Genomic DNA, 20826 nt, shown 5'->3' on the forward strand with positions numbered 1-20826 from the left:
TTGTCCATCTCGGAGTGATATTTGTGACACTGTTAACCCTCCCTCTGCTTACGGAAGACCAAATTCATTACGCTTGATCCGAATCTCGTCCTGAATATACTGGGTGTAATCCATGATGGATTCCCTGGCTTCCACTTGGCCCACGACCGTCTTGTAAAATGCATTGAACAGATGGCGTCCGGTAAAATAACCGCCCGGCACCTCGGGAATGCCCTTCACCGTCTCGAATTGTGCCTTCAGATTCGCATAATCCTCAGCAGGCCACGGTAGTGAATCCAGTGCCTTGATGTTTGCCGTCGGATAACGCGCAGCCGCACCCATCAGCCCTTCCATCTCGCGACCAAACTCGGCTTGAACCGGTGTACTGGTCCACCATTTCATGAACTCCCACGCGGCTTCCTGATCCTTGGCGCTTTCCAGCATCATGACCGCGCTGCCGCCACCTGGAACGTCCCGATTCAATGTTCCATCCGGCTGCACCGTCCCCGGAACCGGAACAAATCCCCATAATCCACGGGTCTCCGGTGCAAATACAGACAACTGGTTATACATCGTGTAATCTGTCAGACCAATCGGCATCTGTCCTGTTCGGAAACGGTTGGCAAAGTCGTATTCCCGCTCCAGCTTGTAATCGGTATAAAATTCTGTCCATTTCTTAAATGTCTCAATACCGATGCGTGAATCCAGATCCGATTCCTTGCCGTCATTCCGGTAGAAGGAGCCGCCGTTTTGGAGCAGCATCGTGGCATACTGCGAGTTAGGTGGGATGTTCACACCCTGCATGTTGGCCTGGGCCACTACCGGCATGCCAAATTCCATATGATTTTTGCTCAGAATCGCCAGCAGGCTCTCGACATCATCCCACGTTTGAGGAACTTCAAGCCCAAGCTCTGCAAGCACATCTTTACGGTAAAACAACATATTAAAGGTCTGTGTCTCGGGCAAGGCGTATACACCAGAATCGTAAGCGTACGGTACGATGGCACTTTCTCTAAACTCCTTTTCCACCGCGCTATAGTCACTGAACTGGGTGAGATCCACAGCCGAGTTCCGCATGGCAAAGTTCACGGGCAGATCATTGCCGATCTGCATCGCGACATCCGGTCCTTCACCCGATAAAGTGGCCGGCAACAGCGTACCCATGTTGACCAGCTTCAAATTGACGTTAATCCCGCTCTCCGGTGTAAATGTCTCATCAATCATCGCTTTCATCGTATTCGCCTGATCCCGGCCACTGCCGATCCAGACCGTCACCGTACGCTGATCCTCTGATGTGGCTACGTTCCCGATCTGGTTATAATCAATGAAGAACGAATGATAGAATGTCTTCGCTTCATGACCGAGCTTCGCCAGTGGACCCATACCCGTACCGGGAATACTCCTGTCCAATGAAGCAATATAGAGGGCATCAATTTCAAGCGGTTGCTCGCGAGCCTGCTGCACCCAAGTCCCCAGTCCGCCCGTGTTCGTTTTGTAAGCGGCAAGTCTTCTTGGAATGGTATCCGGTTTATCGATCATCTCATCCAATTGCTGGGCCATCGTTTGGATCAACGCCTCCTGATCGCTGGACTGTCCTGACAGGAGACGAAGTTGCCCTGCCACTTCCTTCAGACGTTTGCTTTCCCCGCTGAACACCTCCAGCAGATTCGGAATCTGCTTCTCCACCCGATAATCCCGGAATTCATCCGGCTTGGTGCCAGTAATCATCAGAATTCTCCGGTACATGGAGTTCAGGTTGTACAGGCTGTCCTCCACATTGCGAATAAGTGGTGCGAAGTCGCCCAGGCTGTTCTCCAGCCGAATGACATGTTTGCCTTTGGCCAACTGGAACTTGTAAGCTTCCTCACCGCCCAGCACATCAATGCGATAATCACTTTGGTAACGGAACGGCGCCTTCGTCATCTCTGCAAACGGAATCTCGCCATCGATGGTCAGCTTGCGCGTGGAATAGATGCCTTTTACAAAATTTTGCTGAGCGGTAAAACCGATGTGATACAGTCCACTCTCCGGCACATCCACTTCCCATTCGATCCACTGTCCTGGCAGTCGCCAGTTAAAGCCGCCAATCGTATTCATACGCACCCGGGAAGCACTGTACGGAGAAACGGCTGAACTTGATCTTTCACTGGTTGGATATAGCGTAGGTGAAGATTTGGCAACAGCCGCTTCCCCTTCAATTCGGATGAGCACATCCTTAGGCTGATCGGAATAGTCCGTCTGCTGCGCCCCTGCGGTATCTGCATAAGGAACGGCCGGTTTCTCATTGAATAGCCGTATCGATCGAATCACCATGGGTTCGCGAGAGGATTTCAGCGTTAACGTGTGCTCTCCCTTTTCCAGATAGAACTTGAATGGAGCCTGTTCGTACCCGTCCGAGTCCTGAAATGTTTCCTCCATCCAACGGGGCTTCTCCACTTGTTTTGGGCGAAGATCATTGCCTTGATTATCCTGTTCAACGGCTTGCTTTTCATTGCCCCATACCCGGTCAAATTGCAAATAGGCGGCTTCCGCAAACGGAAGTTCACCGTCAATATACAATGCACGCTCAATTGCGGAACTCTTGCCTTCTACGGGAAAATAGACAGCAGAGAGGTTGTACAGCCCGGTTTCCGGCACATCAACGACCCAGTCGATCTCGCCTGTCTCCCCGGTATGAAGCGATATACCTGGCTTGCCCTCATAATCATTCAGCTTGCGTACTTCTTCACCCTCGGCCCGTATGTAGTCTCCTGCTTCAATGGTCAGGTCCACATTCGGTGATGAGGCCTGGCCTGCTTGGGACAGATATTGTTCATATCCGTTCTTCTGCCTCGTCTGCTGCAAGATGGCATCCACCTCAATAGCAGGCAAACTGCCAGAAGGCACAACTGCACTCTTTACACCTGCACCGGAAGTAAGCAAAAGTATGACGCAGGCTGCCGCTGCTGCAATGACTATAGGCAGGATCCATTTCTTTCGTTGTAGAATTCCAGCCATCCTACGAGCCCTCCTCATCAAGGCTGATACCAGCAATGCCTATTCGGTGATACAGAAAAAGAGGCACCCGTGCGCGAGCCCGGACACGAGGCACCCCTGTCTGAGTCATGCTGGTATTATGGTTTGCCAAGCTTATCAACAGCGGCTTGTGCCTGCGCTTTATACTTTTCGGCTGTTGCCGTAACGGAAGCATTGTTTTTGATAATGTCGTTTACATAGTCACCGATTGGATAGCCCGCGTAGGCGTCATCCAGCAGGATACGGCCCGTTCCCGCAATATGCTCGCGAATCATGGCGATGTCCTTCTCGTCGGTATAACGACTTTCCAGGTAATCCTGACCTGGGTACTCTTCAATTTGCGGGATGTCGAAAGTCTCCTCATAGATTTGGTATACGATTTTAGGATCTTCCACACCTTTTGGAATGAATTTGGCTGAGGCCGCGTTGTTGGCGTATGTTACATCCTTGTTGCCCTGAGGTCCGTTCGGGATCGGTACGACTCCAGCAGCAAAGGTGATATCGCCCAGTTGCCATTCCGCAGCAGTGAACAAGGCCACATCTCCATCCTTGAACGTGTTGCTTTCCTCCCAGTTCGTTTTGTCGCCTGTTTTGACTTTCACGACATTCTCCACGTTATACAGGCGTTTGACGAATTCGGCAGCTTCAATCGTTTTCGGATCGGATAATCCTTCTTTCGAGTGCTCGTCATCTACGATTGTGCCGCCATTGGCTGCAGTAAAGTGACGAAGCGCATCAATGGCCCAGCCGGAGAAACCGTATACGTCAATTTTCCCGTCGTTGTCCGTATCTTTGGTCGCCTGTTTCGCCAGCTCCATGAATTTATCCCAATTCCATTCGCCTTTGTTATACAGCTCCTGAGGATCAGGCAACGACAGCTTCTTGAACAAGTCACGGTTGTAGTGAAGTCCCAGACCGATGCTGGTCGGAGAATCAAATGCGTAGTAGTTGCCTGTGATAGCAGGATATTTCGCGATCAGGTTTGCCTCTTGGTTAATGTTATTCTCGGCTGTGGTGAATTCGGAGATAGGCAGCAGCTGCCCTTTGAGGATGGCGGGTAGAGCGGATTTGTATTCCATCTGAACGATGTCTGCGAACGGTTCGCCAGCCAGCGCAGTCGTTGTGAATTTGTTCATGTATTCTTCGAATGGCACATTCACGAACTCGATTTTTACGTTGTATTTCTTCTCGACTTCAGCAATTTTATCCAGTCTCGCCTTATCCGATGCGGTCTCCCCTGCTGGCTTCAGATCCCACCAGGCCGCAACCTTGATGACACGTCCACCCAAATCCGGTACATCGACTGCCACTTTTTCCGCTCCGCCTTCTTTGTCTGTCTCGGCGGTTCCAGTTCCAGTGCTGCTGCCTGAATTGGTTGTTTCATCAGTACCCGGCTGAGCTGTCCCACCACCACTGCAAGCGGATACAAAAAGCATTACGGCCAATAACATGAGCGGCAAAATATTCCATTTTCTAATCATGAATGTAACAACCTCCCCGAATGTGTATAAAATCATGCTCTGACATAATCCCCTGACTCCCCATTCCCCTAATTAAATCCGATGATCACCACCATTTGTTATTTTATTGTTTGGTTTTGACAAACAAAATTTAACATAGCACAATGTAAGCGTCAACATTTTTATTGTTAACATTTTCTATTTATTCTGATAAAATGCTGTTATATCGCTTAAATCCTTTTGAAATAGCATATTATTCTGATATCATTCTAAGTACAGTTATGTTCAAAACGAAAACCAATTTTCTAATTTTGTTATTTTATAAAATAACAAAAAGATAATAACTCATTCAAAATTCGTTCTTTTCTCCTGAATTATGTCCATCACCTAGGTCTATTTCCGTCGTTTCATGTATGGGAAACTAACATTTTCACTTCTCCAGCCGTTATTAGATTAAGAGAAATACATCATGATATACTAGAACCAGCTTTATTGAGCAATGTAAGGAATACGGCAGAACTACGAGTGTAAGGATGGTATGATGAAGACGAAGGTAACTATTCAGGAAATTGCACATTTTACAGGCCTGTCGAAATTTGCGGTCTCACGAGCACTGTCCGGAAAATCAGGTGTTAGTGAACAGACACGGGATGTTATTCTCAAGGCCGCTGGCAAGCTTGGATATTTCAAAGATAACAGCATGTTATCTGGTGATATGTATAGCAGCAATGAGCTTCAGGACCCGCAGAACACGCGGTGGAGTGGAACCATTTTGATTTTGTTTCCCAATGTTCGTTATCAGAATCAGGATTCCGTATACTGGGGGCCTGTCTTTAACGGCATATCATCCCGACTGAATCAGAAAGGCATCAATATCCTTACCCTGACAGAGCCTTCTGCGGATCAATTGTTCACATTACTGAACCCGGATGCCATTCGGGGCATTATTACGGTTGGTTCCATCTCGACACCTATTCTGCTTGAAATCAAGCGTCTGGGCATTCCCGTCGTCATGGTGGATCATCTGGACCCCGTTTTTCACAGTGACAGTATCTTCACCGACAATTTTGCATCCATGCGTGACATTATGCTCTATCTTCTGCGCAAGGGATTCAAACGGTTTCAGTTTGTTGGAAATACCAGTGATGCTCACAGCTTCTATGAACGCTGGGTGGCCTATACTTCAGTATTGATGGGACACGGCTTGAATCTGAATCAGATCCCGGAACTGAGCAGCCCGGATGTGGATGATTTCCGTAAGACATTTACTTCGGTCATTAATGAGGAGAACTTGCCTGAGGTTTTTGTTTGTGCGAATGACTTCTTTGCGCTCTACACCATTGAAGCTCTTGAGAGTATCGGCATTCGTGTGCCCGATCAGTGTGTAGTCACCGGTTTCGATAATGTGTACGACAATATACCGGTACTCGCCACGGTGAATGTAAACAAGGAGCTGCTTGGTGCACGTGCAGTGGACCAGATGTTATGGCGTATTGTGAACCCGGAGAGTAACGTAGAGAAAAAGCTGATTCTCGCAGATGTTATGATTCGGGAACAATACGGAAGACATAGCGGTTAAACGTTAAGGTACCAAGAGACACCAAAACACCCCCATAACCAGTGTTCGCCTGGCTTGGGGGTGTTTAAGTTTGGATGTCATATAAAAATAGATTCCAAGAGTCCATGCTACGTATCTGTCCGCACTTCATCCCAGTCCTGATCCAGATAACAGATCAGCCAATTCAGAGCACGGTGACGTTCGTAAGCCACTCCGCCATTGAGATTCGCTGGAGGTATTTGTTCCTTCACACGACTGTTCACACACACCCAGTTATACCGGTAAATTAGGTCCGCTGCGTCCAAAATCTCACTTTTGGAGCGAAACTGCGCTCCGGCTACAAAGGCTTCAACATCGTCACATTGCTGCAAATATCCTACATCCTGTCCCACGTTGCACAGATTTACCGGAGCTCCAAGCTCCTTGACGTAGCCAAGTGCCCATAACATGACATGATAAGCCTCGTATCCCCATGAAAAGGAAATAATCTCCTGATGTTCTGCCCCATGCTGCTCCACAAATCTTCTCTCCACAGGTGAAAAGAATGAAGCTGCATCATACTTGTCGATCACTTCCTGGACCAGCGCTGCTGTATCTTCTGCGCTCTCACCGGCTCCAAGACATTCACCCTTGAGAGCTGCAATACAGAGGGCTACCGCACGCTCTGCCACTTCTTGAACATTACGAATCGTTGTATGCTCATCCCCCGCTATTGCAGGCAGATGAACATTGAATGGGATTCTTTGCTCTGTTAGAAGCTGCTCGGAGCGTTCTTTGCGCAGCGTTGCAGATTGCGACGGGGGTCTGACATCGTCCAGGAAACTGGTGTGCGCTGTCACTTTGTAATCCTCTACTTCGGATTCTCCGTTGACATCCAGCAGCAGCTGACCTTGCGCATTCAGTAGGGAGCCACCACCCCAGAAGATGACTGCATCGAGGGCGTCGGCCAGATGTAACAACTCATTGAAGAACTCCTCGGAGATGTCCTCTTCCGTCTCGATGCCAACAACCATATTCAGTGTAGAGCATTTAATCAGTATCTTTTCCTGTAGCGAAGCATTCTTTCCCTCAATCTGACTCAGAAACCCCAGCATCCCTTGAATCATTGTGGTAAATTCTTCAGGGTGGGTCTGGCTGGTCATGATATTGAAGCCCTTCTTTTTCTTACCGAACAGCTTCTTGCGAGTGACTTGAATGTGGGTTTTATCTTCTTTACGCTCAATTGTATCCTCAGGGTATATGGATTGAATCATTTCAAACAATTGATCCAGATCAAACTGGGAGCTGTATATTGCACAATTTCTCATGAGGTTCACCTTCTTCTTTCAATTAGTCCTTATACGGGTCGAATTCATTGCCTCCGGCCATTGCGACACCTACGGGGCGAAGGATATGGTTAATTTTCAAGGTATGAGCATGCGCATTCAGCACGTCCTGCAGCTTCTTGTACACAAATGGACTTTCATCCGTTCCTGCACCTCTCAGCTCCACACCATAGGCACGAATCGCAGCCTGCATCTGTTCTTCGCTAATCTCACCACCCATACGGGTACGCAACTTGTAATTCATTTTACCAGCCGCCTGGGTTCGGCTCATAGTGCGCCCTGCACCATGTACGGTACTGCGGAAAGACTCGGTATTCTCCTCGCTGTGAATTCCCTCCACGATTACCGAGATATCTCCCATGCTGCCTCCTACAAAACCAAGCTGACCCGGTGCCAGCGGCGTTGCTCCTTTGCGGACCACCACGACTTCTTCGCCCATATGCTGTTCTTTCCAGGCAAAGTTATGATGGTTATGAACCGAATACTCTGCGCTCGCCCCGAGAATACCGAGAACCTGTTCAATCACATAATCTCGGCCTGCATACGCATATCGGCCCGCTAGAGTCATTCCGTCCCAATACATATCACCCATTTCACTCTTAAGGTCAAACAATGTCGGTTGTTGATCCATCGATTCTCCCGGCGCTTTAGCACTGAACTTACGTCCGGCTGCCAAATTCAGAAAACCACTCGCAACCTTGTGGCCAAATCCGCGGCTGCCAAAGTGGTTTGCAATCCATACTTTACCCGTCGCCTCTTCCACAAAAATATCCACAAAATGATTGCCGCTGCCCACTGTACCGAGCTGGTTGCGCGCGAGTGTCTTCAACTTGTGCTGTAGTCCAGGCTCAATGGAATCAAACAGCTTCCAGCTGGCATCATCGAACAGCTCATGCTCCACGGGTGTTGGATTGTTGCGCCCTACGCCGAAGGATATGGTCGAATTAATATCATCCATAATGACAGCAATCTGACCCCGGATATCCTCCCACATCAGGTTGGTTCGTACGGCCTTGTTACCGCAGGCAATATCATATCCAACCCCTGACGGACTGATCATGTTCCGGTAGGCAACCACGCCCCCGATGGGCTGTGAGTACCCTTTGTGATGGTCTGCCATTAGAGCCACGCCCAGTACGTCACCATGCTGCGAGCATGTCACCGCCTGACTTACCGCATTCTCCAGCGGCTCCCCCCAGACTTTAATGTTATCCACGATACGCATGATCTGGTTAACCTCCTTGGTCTTTTTTAAAACTCTTGTATATATTTTACTAAACCTCATTAGAAATAGGCAGGACATGGATATATTTTTATTATATAGACTTTTATATCAAACAAAATGACATATATATATTGCAAAAAGACGTAAATAATATTACTATGAGTTCATTAAGAAATATTTCCCACAAGCATTTTCTATGAAGGAGAGATCAATATGAAATGGTTCAAGAAAAGCACTGTACATGATGAGCGCATCGTCAATCTGAAGAACAAGGTTCACAAGGAAGCCTACACCTTAATTCTGCTGATCTGTGGTATTTCGATTATGATCAAATCATTCCTCAATTTGGAAACATCATCCATGTTTACGGAATTGATTGTTATTCTGGCAGGAAGTATTTATCTTGGTGTTCGCTCCATCATGCTGGGCATTTATTCGGATGAGGTTGAAGTCCATGACCAGACGAGCAAAATTTCGTATAACTGGCGCAATGTCATCATCGGGCTAATTATCGGAATCTCCCTGTCCTTGTTCCTGGGCATACGAAGTTCAGTTCTATTTGCAGAAACGTCTTATGAGAAGTGGTGGTTCTTTTTTCTCGTTTTTATCACTTCACTGCTCTTGTATATCCCTTTCTTCATCGGATTCAACGTCGTAGTCCACCACTTTGCCAACAAAGCGAGTCAAAAAGCAGCACAAAAAGATCAATGGAATTCATAGAAAGGACACAAGGGTGAAAAGGCATGAAAAATATACGATTAAAAGTCGCCCGGGTAGAAAAGGATCTATCGCAGGACGATCTGGCACGGATCGTTGGTGTATCGAGGCAAACCATTGGTCTTATAGAACTGGGAAAGTATAACCCGTCCCTCAGCTTATGTATTGCCATATGCAAGGCGCTCTCAAAAACCTTGAATGACCTGTTCTGGGACGAAGAGCAGACTTAAGCCGGATGGTTCCAATACCAGATTTATTATCACGTACATGATAAAGGAGGCATTATTTTGATTTATTTCAGGAAAAGAAAAACGGGGGCTGTACTTGCACTGACTACAGCCATACTAGCGAGTTCGCTCTATCCAACAGCGCATGCAGGTGCTGCCACATCATCTGCCATGGAGACTATACAGGGTCAGGTAACCCAAGTGAAATCCGCGAAAACGTCGGACGAGAAAATAGTGGAGTGGAAGGAATGGGCCAAAGATCATGCGTATCGACTAGACAGCATCCAGCCTGTGAAGACCGGCCAGGAGCGAGATTCCTTTTCGGATCTGAATATGCTGAAGCCCCTGCTGCATGACAAGCGAATTGTATTTCTAGGTGAAAGCTCCCATGGGGTTGCCGAATTTAATCTGGCGAAGACCCGGCTGATACAGTTTTTGCATCAGGAAATGGGATATAACGTTCTTGCCTTTGAGAGCGGTCTCTCCAACACATCCCTGGCTAATGCCACGATAAAACAGCAAAGTCCGGAACAAACGATGAAAAGCTCCATCTTCGGCGTCTGGTGGTCCAAGGAAATCACGCCCTTGTTCGATTATCTCAAAACAAAAGCACAAACCGAACAGCCTCTCATCCTGACCGGTTTCGACATGCAGCTGCAATTCCCGTTTTTGGACGGTAACTGGCTGAAGGATAAAAAGCTCGCCAAGCGTCTCGAACAAACGGAACAAAAGCTATCCGAATTCTCCGCCGGAACGGATCTGGAAGCCTACCGCGCTGAGAAAAATGAAATCATCAAGGTATACAAAAGTGTCCTTCAATCCCTGAAATCTGAAGCGAACCAGACTTATCTGCAAAAAGAATACCCGAATCAACCGAAACTTTCCATACTGCTCGAGCGAAGCCTCAATGATCGAATTCGTGTAGCGAGGGAATATGTCGATCTTTCGATCCGTTCAATGGCTGAAATGAATGATGGCAAATATGATTTGTTTTTTGATTCAATGGAGTGGCGCGATCAGGCGATGCATGACAATCTCATGTGGCTCGCAACCGAAGTATATCCAAACGAAAAGTTCATCGTATGGGGGCATAATGATCATATACGTAAAGCACACAGTGAAGTAATGGGCTCACCTTATCCAGTAACTTTAATGGGTGAAATGCTTTCGGAGGAAATGAAGAAATCCAGTTATGTTCTTGGATTATATGCATCCAGTGGTCAAACGGCTGATAATGCCGGCGGAGTTCATGCCGTTGAACCAGCAGAGCCTGGTTCCGTTGAAGACATTATGTCCGCTACGAATACGCCTTACAGCTTCCTGGATCTTCGATATCAGAGCAGGGAAACAGGCAACTCCTGGATGTTCGAACCACGATTTGCATACAGCTGGGGCATGATCCCTGAAAGTTTTGTCCCACGCGATCAGTATGACGGCATTTTAATGATTGACGATGTTCATCCACCACAATATATCCGATCATCCTCATCTGGTTCCAAAGAACAAAGTAAGGAATAAATACAAAAAGAGAGCTGCCAGCTCTCTTTTTGTTTTCCATTTCCCGTGTCAACTTACCCTGATCGACCGCCCCAGAACACCCACGTCGACGTGTTTCCTAATCACACTCCCTATTCTCCGTCACGAAAACAGGAAAATTCGATTAATTAAAATGCTTCCGGTAACCCTGAACCTTCTCATCCTTAAAGCCCAGTTTTTCATAGAAAATATGAGCCTCTTTACGCTGATCGCCAGACACCAGAATCATATATTCACAACCCAGGTCTCTCGCAATGTGCTCAATCTGAAGCATAAGCTTCTGACCAATTCCCTGTCTGCGTACCCGATCGGATACAATTACATTCTCCACAACCATGAAGGGGTTGCACTGACCCGCCAGATCCATACATTCAATACCCATAACCGATCCGGCCAATTCCCCGTTGTAAAATGCCCCGAGTACATGGTAGTGTCCATTTTGCTGGATATAGTGAAACATTTTCTGCATCTGCTGTTCATTGGTCGGTGTACCCATCAACTCGTTGTATAGCTTGCTTAGCTCCGGTAAATCTTCAAGTTCGATTGCTCTAATGGTAACCATGATAACCCTCCTGATTTGTGTCCTATTTCACATATGTTGTCTTAAGTTAGGTGCTTCTTAAAATAATAATGGCGGTGTCCGGTCGGTGCATTCTCGATCGTTGTGATCAAATGATAGCCATGCTTCTTGTAAAATTCCGGTGCCTGATACGAGAATGTATTCAATTGGATGAAATCACAGGATTTCTCGCGAGCAATACGTTCAATCTCACGTAGCAATTGGGAACCGTAACCTTGATGCCGCTGCTCTGCATCCACCCAAAGAATGTCGATCTCCAGCCAATTCCAGCAAAGTGTACTGAGCACACCTGCAACAATCTCGCCGTCGTCATTTTTGATGTTAAAATTCAATTCTTCGTAACGATGCCTTAATTCCTCGCTCACATGCGCAGCATTAAATGCGATAAGTTGCTGGCGAACATATTCTGAATCCTCTGAAGTACTTGGATTGATGTTGATTTGGGACAATCTCTTCTCCCCCTTTTCGTCATGACTCCGTGGTAAATATCTGAATGGGACCGTCCCACTCTGGCTCTCTAACCTCTTGGTATTTATTATGGGTATAACGTGCAATGACCTTACGCCAGAAAATCTGAGCAGGCTCATTCGTCTCCATCTCCGCAACTTTCCATGTCCCGGGAAAAAGGTTGAACACAGCAATGGCGGCTTGCGCGCCGATGCCCGAAGGTCTTTATTTCAGTAGTCTATAATTCACTAAGATATAGTTCAATCCCGATAACAATGTAACTCCTGCCGCCAGCCATAATAAAATCGCATCAATCCGCACATCAGTCAGCAAGCTAAACGGAACATTATTCAATAACACAGTGATGATGGCTGCCACCTGGAGCACCATTTTAATCTTGCCATATCGATCAGCAGCCAGAGCAATTCCTTGTTCAGTAGCAATCATACGCAGCGCTGTAATGACAATTTCACGTCCAATAATGATCACAGCAATCCATGAACCGATCAGATTCTCCTGAACCATTATGATCAGAGCAACCGAAATCAATAGTTTATCTGCCAGTGGATCAAGCAATTTTCCTAGATTGGTAATTTGATTATATTTTCTCGCTATATACCCATCCAGCTTATCCGTACCTGCAGCTATTGCAAAAATAATAACTCCAATCACCAAGCCATGCTGATCCAAAAAACGAATAAACTCACTCGACTCCTGTATCCAAGACGGAAACGGGATAAAACACAACATAAACAATGGAATCAATGCCATTCTCGCCAGGGTGATTTTATTAGCCAAGTTCATGGAAACCCTCCTTCTTCTTCACTCCATATGTTGTGAGTTCTCCGTCCTCTCGCCATCCTCCTTTTTTTTACACAAAAGGCTTAGACCATCACCGCTTCAAGTCTTATGGGAAAAACGTGTTAGCGGCTTTATCTTTTAGATCTAACAGGAAGGATCATGCAACTTTCCAGCTAATGGAAACGTAATAGAAGTAACTATTCTCATATCGGGGTGATGTAATGAAAGCTGTAAGTAAGTTACTGCTCCTATGTATGATATCTCTTTTATTGTTTGCCTGCTCACAAGACGTGGAGAGTAACCAACCGACCGAGCAGTCAGATTGGAATCCTCCAGTTGAGATTTCAATTGAAGATGCGGAAGCTAAGATCCCGTTTGAAATGAGACAGCCGTCCGTTCCTTTTCGAGTTAATCAAAAATCAGCAAGGATTTTAGATACCAATGGTACATTTGATGCCGTGGAAATCACATATGAGAATACTGATGAAGGATTGTCCCTAATCCTTATGATGACAAACTCAAAGGCTGATACGCCTCCAAATGGAAAAGAAGGACTAAAATTAGCTAACGGTTCGCAGACGTGGGACCAAGGAGACGAACATATTAACGCCATTTATTGGAGAAATGAGGGTTTAACTTACTCTCTTATTTCAGGTAAAAATAATAATCTTGAACCGTTATACGATCACCAAACATTAATTGAGATAGCCGATACAATAAAATGATTTTGATAAGCTAAATCGTTCGTTAGGTTACAGGACACGAAAGATTAATGAACTGCCTTTCACATAAGGCTGTTTTCTTTTTAGAGTAAAAAACAACATTAAGTTTTAACGTAACCTTCACAAAAAAGAAAGGACATACTGTATTTTATACAGCTGCCCTTTCTTCGGAATTCTTTAATGTATTCCTCTGTCCCTAATCTCCTGATCTACAACGATTCTCTGATTACGCGTTTGTAATACCATACAGATAATAGACCGAAGATCGAATATAACAACGTATATACAATCATGACGATTACGGTAGGTGTGACAAGTTCTGTGCCGAAGAAGAACCAGCCTGATTTCACAGCAAAATAACTATGGCTTAGTCCCACAACAAGTGGAATTCCAAAATTAAACAGCTGCTTGAACTGAATTCCGCGTAAAAGATTGCCTTGCGTAAATCCGAGTTTCCGTAGAATCGTATAGTTCGATTTCTCTTCTTCGCTCTCATTCATTTGTTTGAAATAGAGGATACACCCGGATGTAATCAAGAAAGTTAGACCCAGGAATCCGACAATGAACATAATTAAGCCCATAGTGGTGCGCTGGTTATTTCTAAATTCAATCTGGGAGAAACTTGGGGCCTCTAATTGCAGATCTGCAAAAATAGCATAGGCATTCTCGTCCTGTCCTGGATCTGTAATTTGCACACCGTAATAATCGGTCGATTCCCCTTTCTGAAGTTTCGGATCAAGATCCTGCGCGAGCTCTGCATAAACTGATTCATCCACAACCGCTACAGGTGTACCCCGGGTATAGTATACGGGAAGAACTCCCTGTTTCGTGGTTCCAATCAGTTGCTGGTCAATGGTATGCTTCAACCCGTGCAGAACAATGGGTCCTTCATCCTGAATGGAAAAGAATTGCTGAATCACATTGCCGTACCCCATGAAAATGACTTCGCCTGGTTTCAGATCAATGTTATCTACCATGCTGTCACTTACTACACTGCTGAACAATAGTTCATCCGTTAGGGAATCATCCATCACCTTATGTGCATCAATTTCAATATACAGAGGCTGTCTGTGCTTCTCCTCATATGGAATCTGTTTGTGATCCAATTCGGCTACAAAACGATCCTTCACATTCGCCTGAGCAAAAGAGAAATCCTCCGGTAGGCTTTCTTTGGCTTGCGCCTCTGCCGAATAATAGGAAATGTAGCTGAGCGACAACATGCCTATGGCGAGTGCCGATACGGTAGTAATAATAGTCAGCAGCAAGGCATTCGACTTCATGCGAAACATGATGGAGGATAACGATAATACCTCGTTAATAGAGAGATAACCTTTTTTACTTCTGCGGATCAGATTAAAGAGAAAACTGACAGAACCTTTATAGAATAGATACGTCCCCAAAATAACCGAAAAGAGAATTAAAATCATTGTGTACATTAACTGCTGCATATCCAATTTCTCGACGCTGAACAGCCGTGCAGACAGTATGTAACCGAACACGATCATAGCAATACCTAAGATGCCCATCAGAATCTGCCCTATAGATAACTTCTGTACCTGCTGCTCTGTTGTAGAAGACACCCGAAAGAGGGATAAAATGCTCTGTGCTCGGATAAAGGTGTAATTCATCAACATGATGAGCAAGTACATCACGGCAAAAACAATCAACGTCTGCAGCAAGGCCATCGGTGAGAAGTACAGCTTTGTAATCGCATCAACGCCAATAATTTTGAACAAAATCATCAATATCAGCTTGGAACCGAGAAAACCGATCACAATACCAATCACCATAGAGCCGAAGTAGAGAAAGCAATTCTCCGCACTCAGGATGCCAAAAATTCTTCCCTTCGTCAGTCCGATCAGTTGAAACAAACCGATCTCCTTACTACGTCGCTTGATAAAAATCGTATTGGCATAGAGCAGAAAAATGCCCACAATGACAATCAGTAACACGGAGGATGCGCCTATCGCAGCCGCTCCTTTTGTTGATTCAGCAACCTCATTCATAGAGGGATCATACTGTAATGTCACAAATGAAAAATACAGCGCCACACTAAAAATCAGGGCGAAGACGTAAAGATAATAATTTTTCAGGTTTTTCCTCAGATTGCGAAAAATGATGTAGTTCAGGCTCATGGCTGCACACCACCCAGCACGCCTTGAGTTTTGATAATGTCATTGAAGAAGGATTGCCGGGACTCGTCTCCTTTGTTTAATTGGGTGTAGATCTGACCGTCCCGGATGAAAATCACCCTGCTACAATAACTTGCGGCAAATGGATCGTGGGTGACCATAATAATGGTAGCCTGATGTTTGGTGTTCATATCACTCAATTTGCCAAGCAGGTCCGAAGCTGATTTGGAATCGAGTGCACCTGTCGGCTCGTCAGCGAAAATAATGCTCGGATCATGCACAAATGCACGCGCTGCCGAAGTCCTCTGCTTCTGTCCACCCGAGATTTCGGACGGATATTTGTCTTTCAGCTCGTATATGCCCAGTTCACGGGCAATTTGTTCGAACTTCAGGTGTGCCTCATGCTTCGGAATACTCGTAATGGAGAGCGGCAGCAATACATTTTCCTTCACCGTGAGGGTATCCAGCAGATTATAATCCTGAAAAATAAAGCCGAGATGATGTTTGCGGAATTCAGCAAGCTGTTTCTCCTTCATGCCTGTAAACTCCTGACCCTCAATGTCAATCGTGCCCTGACTTACCCGGTCAATCGAGGAAAGAACATTCAGCAGCGTCGTTTTCCCCGAACCCGAAGGTCCCATAATACCCACAAATTCGCCTTTACTTACCCCGAGATCAATTCCCTTGAGGACTTCCTGTTTATTTAGTTTGTTCCCATAGACTTTATGAATTTTTTTGGCTTCCAATATCCACATATCCCACTCACTCCTCTTTGGTATATCTCCATCATAGGCGGGATGTTGCAATTTATCGTGCGATTCACCGAACAAAACCAAAAAGCATGTGACAATGTTGTCACACGCCTGCAAGGTGGATCATGTCATTCTTACGCGGGAAGGTCAGCTTGACGATGGTGCCTTCTCCGGGAGCAGACTGTGCCTTAACGTTTATACGAAGTGTTTGTGCTACCTGTCGGGTCAAATATAAGCCCATCCCCGTTGCCGTTCCTTCAAGCCTACCTTGCGTTGAAGTGAAGCCTTTATCAAAGATGCGCGGTAAATCATGAGCCTCGATTCCTCGTCCATAATCCTGAATGGTCAGTATGATATGCCCATCCTGTTCCCGGCTTTCAATGACAATGTCAGAGGAATGACTGTATTTCACTGCGTTGCTAAGCAGCTGCCGTATGATAAAACCTAACCATTTGCTGTCGGTCAGCACCTTTGTCACATGTAATGACACTTCGAAGCCAATCCCTTTGGATATGCACCACGACTTCAAAGCTCTAATCTCGCCATTCAAAATCGGTTCAAGCTCTGTTTCTTCCACAAACAAATCATTATGCATAAATGGAATACGCTTCTGGTGAAGCTGCTGATCAAGCAGTTGGTGAATTCGCAGCCATTCATACGTCATTTGCCCCTGTAGCTTGTCAGCCGGCATACGCTCAATCATCAATTGCAGCGCAGTTAGCGGCGTCTTCACTTCATGAATCCAGGCCAACATCTCATCCTTCTCCTGCTCCAGCAAAATAAAATGAGACGAGGACTCTTTCCGATAACGTTCGGTCTGCGAAGTCACGGCATCGTGCACAATCCGTTCATAAGGGCTTTCCGCGATTTCCAAATCCCCCGGATCATAGGTATGATCCCAGGTGGTTAATCTTTTGTAGAAACGGGTCTCCCTTGGATATCTCACCCAGATAAACACGATGCAAACCACTACATTCAGCACAACGATATAAGCTACAGATCGGAATGGAATGGACGTGTCAATATAGGCTACAAATAAAATGATGAGCTGCATGCTGATAAGCAGCAATAGCCAACTGAGCTTTTCCCGTATGTATTTGCCAATCATGCTTCCGCCTCTTCTGTTGCCATGTAGCCCTGTCCTACCTTGGTTTCGATATAGCCATCCAGATCTAGCGGCTCCAGTTTTTTGCGAAGGCGATTGACGTTGACCGTCAGCGTGTTGTCACTCACAAAATGTTCATGATCCCACAGACTGCGAATCAGGTCTTCCCGGGTCACAATCTGATTTTTGCGCTCAACCAACACTTTCAGAATGAACATCTCATTTTTGGTCAAAAGGACAGATTCATTGTCATGGGTAAGTGTATTCTTCACATATTCAATGGTAGCCCCACGCCATGTACGCAGTTCAATCCGCTCTGTATTATAGTTGTATACCCTGCGCAGGGTCGCCTGGATCTTGGCTATCAGCACATCGAAATGGAAAGGCTTCTGGATAAAATCATCTGCCCCAAGGTGCATTGACATAACCATATCCGTAGGATGATCCCGTGAGGACAGAAAGATAATCGGTACATTGGAATGAGCACGTATCATACGGCACCAATGAAATCCGTCATACTGGGGGAGCTGGATATCAATAATCACCAGCTGGGGCTGAATGACACTGTATTCCTGCATCACTTTGCCAAAATCCTGTACGCCATACACGTCATATGACCACTGGGATAACCGTTCTTTGATTTCACTGAATAATGATTCATCATCTTCAATGAGCATAATTTTAAACATATACTTTCACCACGTTTCTGTTCTTCTTGGGCTGACAGTTATAGGCGTACACGCTCGCTCTCCCATTCCCCTTCTAAAGCCAAGTTTACATACACTCCCACCCGAAATCAAAAAAAATAAAATTGCCCCAGAAAACAGGAAACTCACTGTCAGTTCCGGGACAACTTCATTGTACATTACGTACTGCTGCCAATAGCCATCCCTGTAAAGGTGATGGGACCCACCACGTTAGCCACATTGCCAGCAGCTGCAATTTGAGCTGTCAGGGTGTACACGATCAAACCAGTGGCAGATGTAACATTAAAATCAATTGTACTGAAAGAGGATGTATAAAAAATTTCTGTCAATGCCTGAGCTTCAATATTGATTTGTTTAGTGAAAATGACAGAACCGGGCCCAATATTGTCTGGCAGACGCGTAATCGTGACGGTCACGATTGGATTGCCGCTGATTCCCTGCAAACCGAGAGTCCCTTTCAATTCCACACGATTTACGGCGGGAATGGGAGGAGTGATGAAGATACCCAGGTCAGCCAGTTGAACACCAGGGCTCACTGTCAAAGGAATGTCAGCAATGCCACCAATTTGGTTGCTGGGGACACTGGCTTTGTAATCAAGCAGTGTAGTCAAAGACATAACTTTACCTCTCCTTTCTAATTGGGTACCGGACCAAAAGCCAGCGCGCTCAACGTGATCGGACCGGCTACAGCAGCAGGTTCGTTCTGGCTGGTCACTTCTACTGATAACGAGTAGATATGGGTTCCCGGAGGAACATTGAAGTCAGCCGTGATAAGCCGGATAACATAAAACTGCTCTGCTGCGTTCTGTAAGCCTTGCTGGGAAGCAAAGATTTGTGTCCCATCCCTGTACAAGCGAAAGATAACCTGCGGAATGTTGAGTATGGCTGCAATGCCAATCGTCGCATTCAGTTCTATACGATTATTTAACGGACTATCGTTTGGGAGTGTCAGATTGGCGGAAGCCAAAACAGCAACTTGCGGCGTAATGGGAACCGAGATGGGTAATATCCCTCCCGCCGTTCTTGAAGGTATACTTGATGCAGCTGCCAGTAGATTTACCACCGTGTTGAAAGCCTCCTTTTACAGGTAATTTAGCCCAAATTTCAAACTTCAAGATGTAGTATATCCCAACCCGCTAAACGTTACTGGACCAAACAGCTGGACGGTAGATAATGCCGGAACACCTATAATCGAAGAAACATTGAGTTGGTAAACATGAAAACCGGGAAGGACATTTTCGTCCACTGTACTAAAGCTGATATTATAAAAATAATTGCTCAATGCACCTACCGTCTGTGTGCCCAATTGTCCATTAAAAATCTCCTGCCCATCTCTGTAAATATGAAATTGAAGGGCATTATTAAACTCCGGGCCAACGTTCTGGACTCCTACATCCGCGGATAACAAGACGTTACCGGCAGCAGTAGAAGTCGTAAGCTGCGGTAGAAATATCCCCAAATCTGCCACTTGAAGCTGCACAGGGACCTGCGGAATTGTTGTTGGAGGCACGCCTCCAGAGAAATTGTCCGGGACACTCGCTGCATAATCCAAAATGGTCAAAGCCACTCGCTTCATCCCCTTTCCTATCTTGGAGTACATTCCTAGTATATGAAAGCTAGATAATAGTTTCTTGTGCGAACGTGACTGCAGAATAAAAATGGACGTACAAACTGAATTCGGACTCACAGTTTCCCGACATATGCCCTTTTCTCCACAAAAAAAGGACGACTATACGCATTCGTACAGTTCATCCTTTACTTGCATCACATATAGTGCAATGCCTTGGCAAATAACTTGTCATTATGGAGCCTTTACAGGATATCCTATTGTTCCAACTGCTCCATTAATTGTTCTGCAACCACACTAGCAGACTGAAGCTGACCTGATTCATATACCTCATTGAATAACCCAGATAACGCAAATTCCTTTACACTTTTGCCTCTTGCTACAGCCTGTAGCTCCGTATCTACCATCCCCGGATCGAATGCAATCACTTCAACGGGATTTGGTTGCCCGGATTGTTCCATCGCCACACATTGGGTGAACATGTTCATCCCGGCTTTGGAGGTACAGTAAGATGCCATCGAAGGTGCCGGATAACTTCCTGACCCGGACGATACATTGACAATTTTCCGCCGTGCGTTCAGGTGACTGGTCTGCTGTATAAAAGAGGAAGTCAGGATCATGGGTGCCGCCAAGCTGATATGCAGCTGTTGGCTGATTTCCTCTGAGATGCACTGATCGATTGGCTTCAACGGCTCAAGCATGGCTGCATTGTTAATGAGCCCAATGAATTCAACTTCTTGCGGTGGAATCTGTTCCAATATGCCTGAGACAAGATCGTCGATGCTATGAATATCTGCCAGATCAAACTGAACATGCTGGTAACGCTCGTAGGCTTCCTCCAAGTCAGACGTTCCGCGTGCAATACCGTAGACGTGATCTCCCTTTTCCAATAACAATTCCGCGAGCTGTTTGCCAATCCCCTTGGATGTGCCTGTAATAATAAAATACCTTTGTCCCATATTCTCCCCGCC

At 46.0% G+C, this 20826-nt stretch carries 20 protein-coding genes; 5 read left to right on the forward strand and 15 right to left on the reverse strand.

Annotated features, from left to right (window positions below; genetic code table 11):
* Positions 1-48 precede the first annotated feature (48 nt).
* The gene (locus Q0V21_RS27935) at positions 49-2976 is read right to left on the reverse strand and encodes an extracellular solute-binding protein (RefSeq protein WP_301881623.1); all 2928 of its coding nucleotides are present in this window, start codon (positions 2974-2976) and stop codon (positions 49-51) included.
* A gap of 116 nt (positions 2977-3092) precedes the next feature.
* Positions 3093-4475: an ABC transporter substrate-binding protein gene (locus Q0V21_RS27940; RefSeq protein WP_443146004.1), complete on the reverse strand. Its 1383-nt coding sequence runs from the start codon at positions 4473-4475 to the stop codon at positions 3093-3095.
* A 517-nt stretch (positions 4476-4992) separates the two neighbouring features.
* Here Q0V21_RS27940 and Q0V21_RS27945 point away from each other — a divergent pair.
* Complete coding sequence (locus Q0V21_RS27945) at positions 4993-6033, forward strand: LacI family DNA-binding transcriptional regulator (protein WP_301881624.1); 1041 nt, start codon at positions 4993-4995, stop codon at positions 6031-6033.
* A 107-nt stretch (positions 6034-6140) separates the two neighbouring features.
* On the opposite strand, the gene Q0V21_RS27950 is transcribed toward Q0V21_RS27945, so the two are convergent.
* Both Q0V21_RS27950 and Q0V21_RS27955 read right to left on the reverse strand, forming a co-directional pair.
* Positions 6141-7319, reverse strand: a complete 1179-nt coding sequence (locus Q0V21_RS27950; RefSeq protein ID WP_079346351.1) for a DUF4272 domain-containing protein — start codon at positions 7317-7319, stop codon at positions 6141-6143.
* A gap of 22 nt (positions 7320-7341) precedes the next feature.
* A complete protein-coding gene (locus Q0V21_RS27955; protein ID WP_079346353.1) occupies positions 7342-8562 on the reverse strand; it encodes an RtcB family protein in 1221 nt (406 codons plus the stop codon).
* Between the two features lie 213 nt (positions 8563-8775).
* On the opposite strand from Q0V21_RS27955, the gene Q0V21_RS27960 reads away from it, so the two are divergent.
* From Q0V21_RS27960 to Q0V21_RS27970, 3 genes are read left to right on the forward strand one after another with little or no spacing between them, the layout of a single operon-like run.
* Complete coding sequence (locus tag Q0V21_RS27960) at positions 8776-9282, forward strand: DUF6773 family protein (RefSeq protein WP_301881625.1); 507 nt, start codon at positions 8776-8778, stop codon at positions 9280-9282.
* A 23-nt stretch (positions 9283-9305) separates the two neighbouring features.
* Complete coding sequence (locus tag Q0V21_RS27965; RefSeq protein ID WP_301881626.1) at positions 9306-9509, forward strand: helix-turn-helix transcriptional regulator; 204 nt, start codon at positions 9306-9308, stop codon at positions 9507-9509.
* Positions 9510-9566: 57 nt separating this feature from the next.
* Positions 9567-11024 (forward strand): erythromycin esterase family protein, encoded by a 1458-nt coding sequence (locus Q0V21_RS27970; protein ID WP_301881627.1) that lies wholly within the window; start codon positions 9567-9569, stop codon positions 11022-11024.
* Positions 11025-11166: 142 nt separating this feature from the next.
* Here Q0V21_RS27970 and Q0V21_RS27975 read toward each other — a convergent pair whose 3' ends face one another.
* The 3 genes from Q0V21_RS27975 to pgsA all read right to left on the reverse strand — a co-directional run bounded on the left by Q0V21_RS27975 (position 11167) and on the right by pgsA (position 12873).
* Positions 11167-11604: a GNAT family N-acetyltransferase gene (locus Q0V21_RS27975; RefSeq protein ID WP_024628240.1), complete on the reverse strand. Its 438-nt coding sequence runs from the start codon at positions 11602-11604 to the stop codon at positions 11167-11169.
* A gap of 41 nt (positions 11605-11645) precedes the next feature.
* On the reverse strand, positions 11646-12071 hold the full coding sequence (locus tag Q0V21_RS27980) for a GNAT family N-acetyltransferase (RefSeq protein ID WP_301881629.1): 426 nt from the start codon (positions 12069-12071) through the stop codon (positions 11646-11648).
* Between the two features lie 223 nt (positions 12072-12294).
* Positions 12295-12873 (reverse strand): CDP-diacylglycerol--glycerol-3-phosphate 3-phosphatidyltransferase, encoded by a 579-nt coding sequence (gene pgsA, locus Q0V21_RS27985; protein WP_301881630.1) that lies wholly within the window; start codon positions 12871-12873, stop codon positions 12295-12297.
* 218 nt (positions 12874-13091) lie between these two features.
* On the opposite strand from pgsA, the gene Q0V21_RS27990 reads away from it, so the two are divergent.
* Positions 13092-13595 carry a hypothetical protein gene (locus tag Q0V21_RS27990; protein ID WP_301881631.1) on the forward strand — a complete coding sequence of 168 codons (504 nt, stop codon included), beginning with the start codon at positions 13092-13094 and terminating at the stop codon, positions 13593-13595.
* Between the two features lie 206 nt (positions 13596-13801).
* Here Q0V21_RS27990 and Q0V21_RS27995 read toward each other — a convergent pair whose 3' ends face one another.
* The 8 genes from Q0V21_RS27995 to Q0V21_RS28030 all read right to left on the reverse strand — a co-directional run bounded on the left by Q0V21_RS27995 (position 13802) and on the right by Q0V21_RS28030 (position 20814).
* The gene (locus tag Q0V21_RS27995; RefSeq protein ID WP_301881632.1) at positions 13802-15727 is read right to left on the reverse strand and encodes an ABC transporter permease; all 1926 of its coding nucleotides are present in this window, start codon (positions 15725-15727) and stop codon (positions 13802-13804) included.
* Positions 15724-16479 (reverse strand): ABC transporter ATP-binding protein, encoded by a 756-nt coding sequence (locus Q0V21_RS28000; protein WP_094938906.1) that lies wholly within the window; start codon positions 16477-16479, stop codon positions 15724-15726. Before Q0V21_RS28000 ends, Q0V21_RS27995 begins: the two co-directional genes overlap by 4 nt.
* A 100-nt stretch (positions 16480-16579) precedes the next feature.
* Positions 16580-17584, reverse strand: coding sequence for a sensor histidine kinase (locus tag Q0V21_RS28005; RefSeq protein WP_301881635.1), 1005 nt, complete (start codon positions 17582-17584; stop codon positions 16580-16582).
* On the reverse strand, positions 17581-18270 hold the full coding sequence (locus Q0V21_RS28010; protein ID WP_301881637.1) for a response regulator transcription factor: 690 nt from the start codon (positions 18268-18270) through the stop codon (positions 17581-17583). Before Q0V21_RS28010 ends, Q0V21_RS28005 begins: the two co-directional genes overlap by 4 nt.
* A 176-nt stretch (positions 18271-18446) precedes the next feature.
* A complete protein-coding gene (locus tag Q0V21_RS28015; RefSeq protein WP_301881639.1) occupies positions 18447-18905 on the reverse strand; it encodes a hypothetical protein in 459 nt (152 codons plus the stop codon).
* Positions 18906-18922: 17 nt separating this feature from the next.
* Positions 18923-19351 carry a hypothetical protein gene (locus Q0V21_RS28020; protein WP_079346374.1) on the reverse strand — a complete coding sequence of 143 codons (429 nt, stop codon included), beginning with the start codon at positions 19349-19351 and terminating at the stop codon, positions 18923-18925.
* Between the two features lie 48 nt (positions 19352-19399).
* Positions 19400-19855: a hypothetical protein gene (locus Q0V21_RS28025; protein WP_079346376.1), complete on the reverse strand. Its 456-nt coding sequence runs from the start codon at positions 19853-19855 to the stop codon at positions 19400-19402.
* Positions 19856-20112: 257 nt separating this feature from the next.
* Entirely contained in the window at positions 20113-20814 is a 702-nt protein-coding gene (locus Q0V21_RS28030; protein ID WP_301881641.1) for an SDR family NAD(P)-dependent oxidoreductase, read from the reverse strand.
* Positions 20815-20826 lie beyond the last annotated feature (12 nt).

It is taken from the genome of Paenibacillus sp. 11B (assembly GCF_030487755.1).
GTDB lineage: Bacteria > Bacillota > Bacilli > Paenibacillales > Paenibacillaceae > Paenibacillus > Paenibacillus vandeheii.

Excerpts from the sequence above, each read along its gene's own strand:
- Q0V21_RS27935 (WP_301881623.1), bottom strand. The coding sequence starts at position 2,976 with ATGGCTGGAATTCTACAACGAAAGAAATGGATCCTGCCTATAGTCATT.
- Q0V21_RS27940 (WP_443146004.1), bottom strand. The coding sequence starts at position 4,475 with ATGATTAGAAAATGGAATATTTTGCCGCTCATGTTATTGGCCGTAATG.
- Q0V21_RS27945 (WP_301881624.1), top strand. The coding sequence starts at position 4,993 with ATGATGAAGACGAAGGTAACTATTCAGGAAATTGCACATTTTACAGGC.
- Q0V21_RS27950 (WP_079346351.1), bottom strand. The coding sequence starts at position 7,319 with ATGAGAAATTGTGCAATATACAGCTCCCAGTTTGATCTGGATCAATTG.
- Q0V21_RS27955 (WP_079346353.1), bottom strand. The coding sequence starts at position 8,562 with ATGCGTATCGTGGATAACATTAAAGTCTGGGGGGAGCCGCTGGAGAAT.
- Q0V21_RS27960 (WP_301881625.1), top strand. The coding sequence starts at position 8,776 with ATGAAATGGTTCAAGAAAAGCACTGTACATGATGAGCGCATCGTCAAT.
- Q0V21_RS27965 (WP_301881626.1), top strand. The coding sequence starts at position 9,306 with ATGAAAAATATACGATTAAAAGTCGCCCGGGTAGAAAAGGATCTATCG.
- Q0V21_RS27975 (WP_024628240.1), bottom strand. The coding sequence starts at position 11,604 with ATGGTTACCATTAGAGCAATCGAACTTGAAGATTTACCGGAGCTAAGC.
- pgsA (WP_301881630.1), bottom strand. The coding sequence starts at position 12,873 with ATGAACTTGGCTAATAAAATCACCCTGGCGAGAATGGCATTGATTCCA.
- Q0V21_RS27990 (WP_301881631.1), top strand. The coding sequence starts at position 13,092 with ATGAAAGCTGTAAGTAAGTTACTGCTCCTATGTATGATATCTCTTTTA.
- Q0V21_RS27995 (WP_301881632.1), bottom strand. The coding sequence starts at position 15,727 with ATGAGCCTGAACTACATCATTTTTCGCAATCTGAGGAAAAACCTGAAA.
- Q0V21_RS28000 (WP_094938906.1), bottom strand. The coding sequence starts at position 16,479 with ATGTGGATATTGGAAGCCAAAAAAATTCATAAAGTCTATGGGAACAAA.
- Q0V21_RS28005 (WP_301881635.1), bottom strand. The coding sequence starts at position 17,584 with ATGATTGGCAAATACATACGGGAAAAGCTCAGTTGGCTATTGCTGCTT.
- Q0V21_RS28010 (WP_301881637.1), bottom strand. The coding sequence starts at position 18,270 with ATGTTTAAAATTATGCTCATTGAAGATGATGAATCATTATTCAGTGAA.
- Q0V21_RS28015 (WP_301881639.1), bottom strand. The coding sequence starts at position 18,905 with ATGTCTTTGACTACACTGCTTGATTACAAAGCCAGTGTCCCCAGCAAC.
- Q0V21_RS28030 (WP_301881641.1), bottom strand. The coding sequence starts at position 20,814 with ATGGGACAAAGGTATTTTATTATTACAGGCACATCCAAGGGGATTGGC.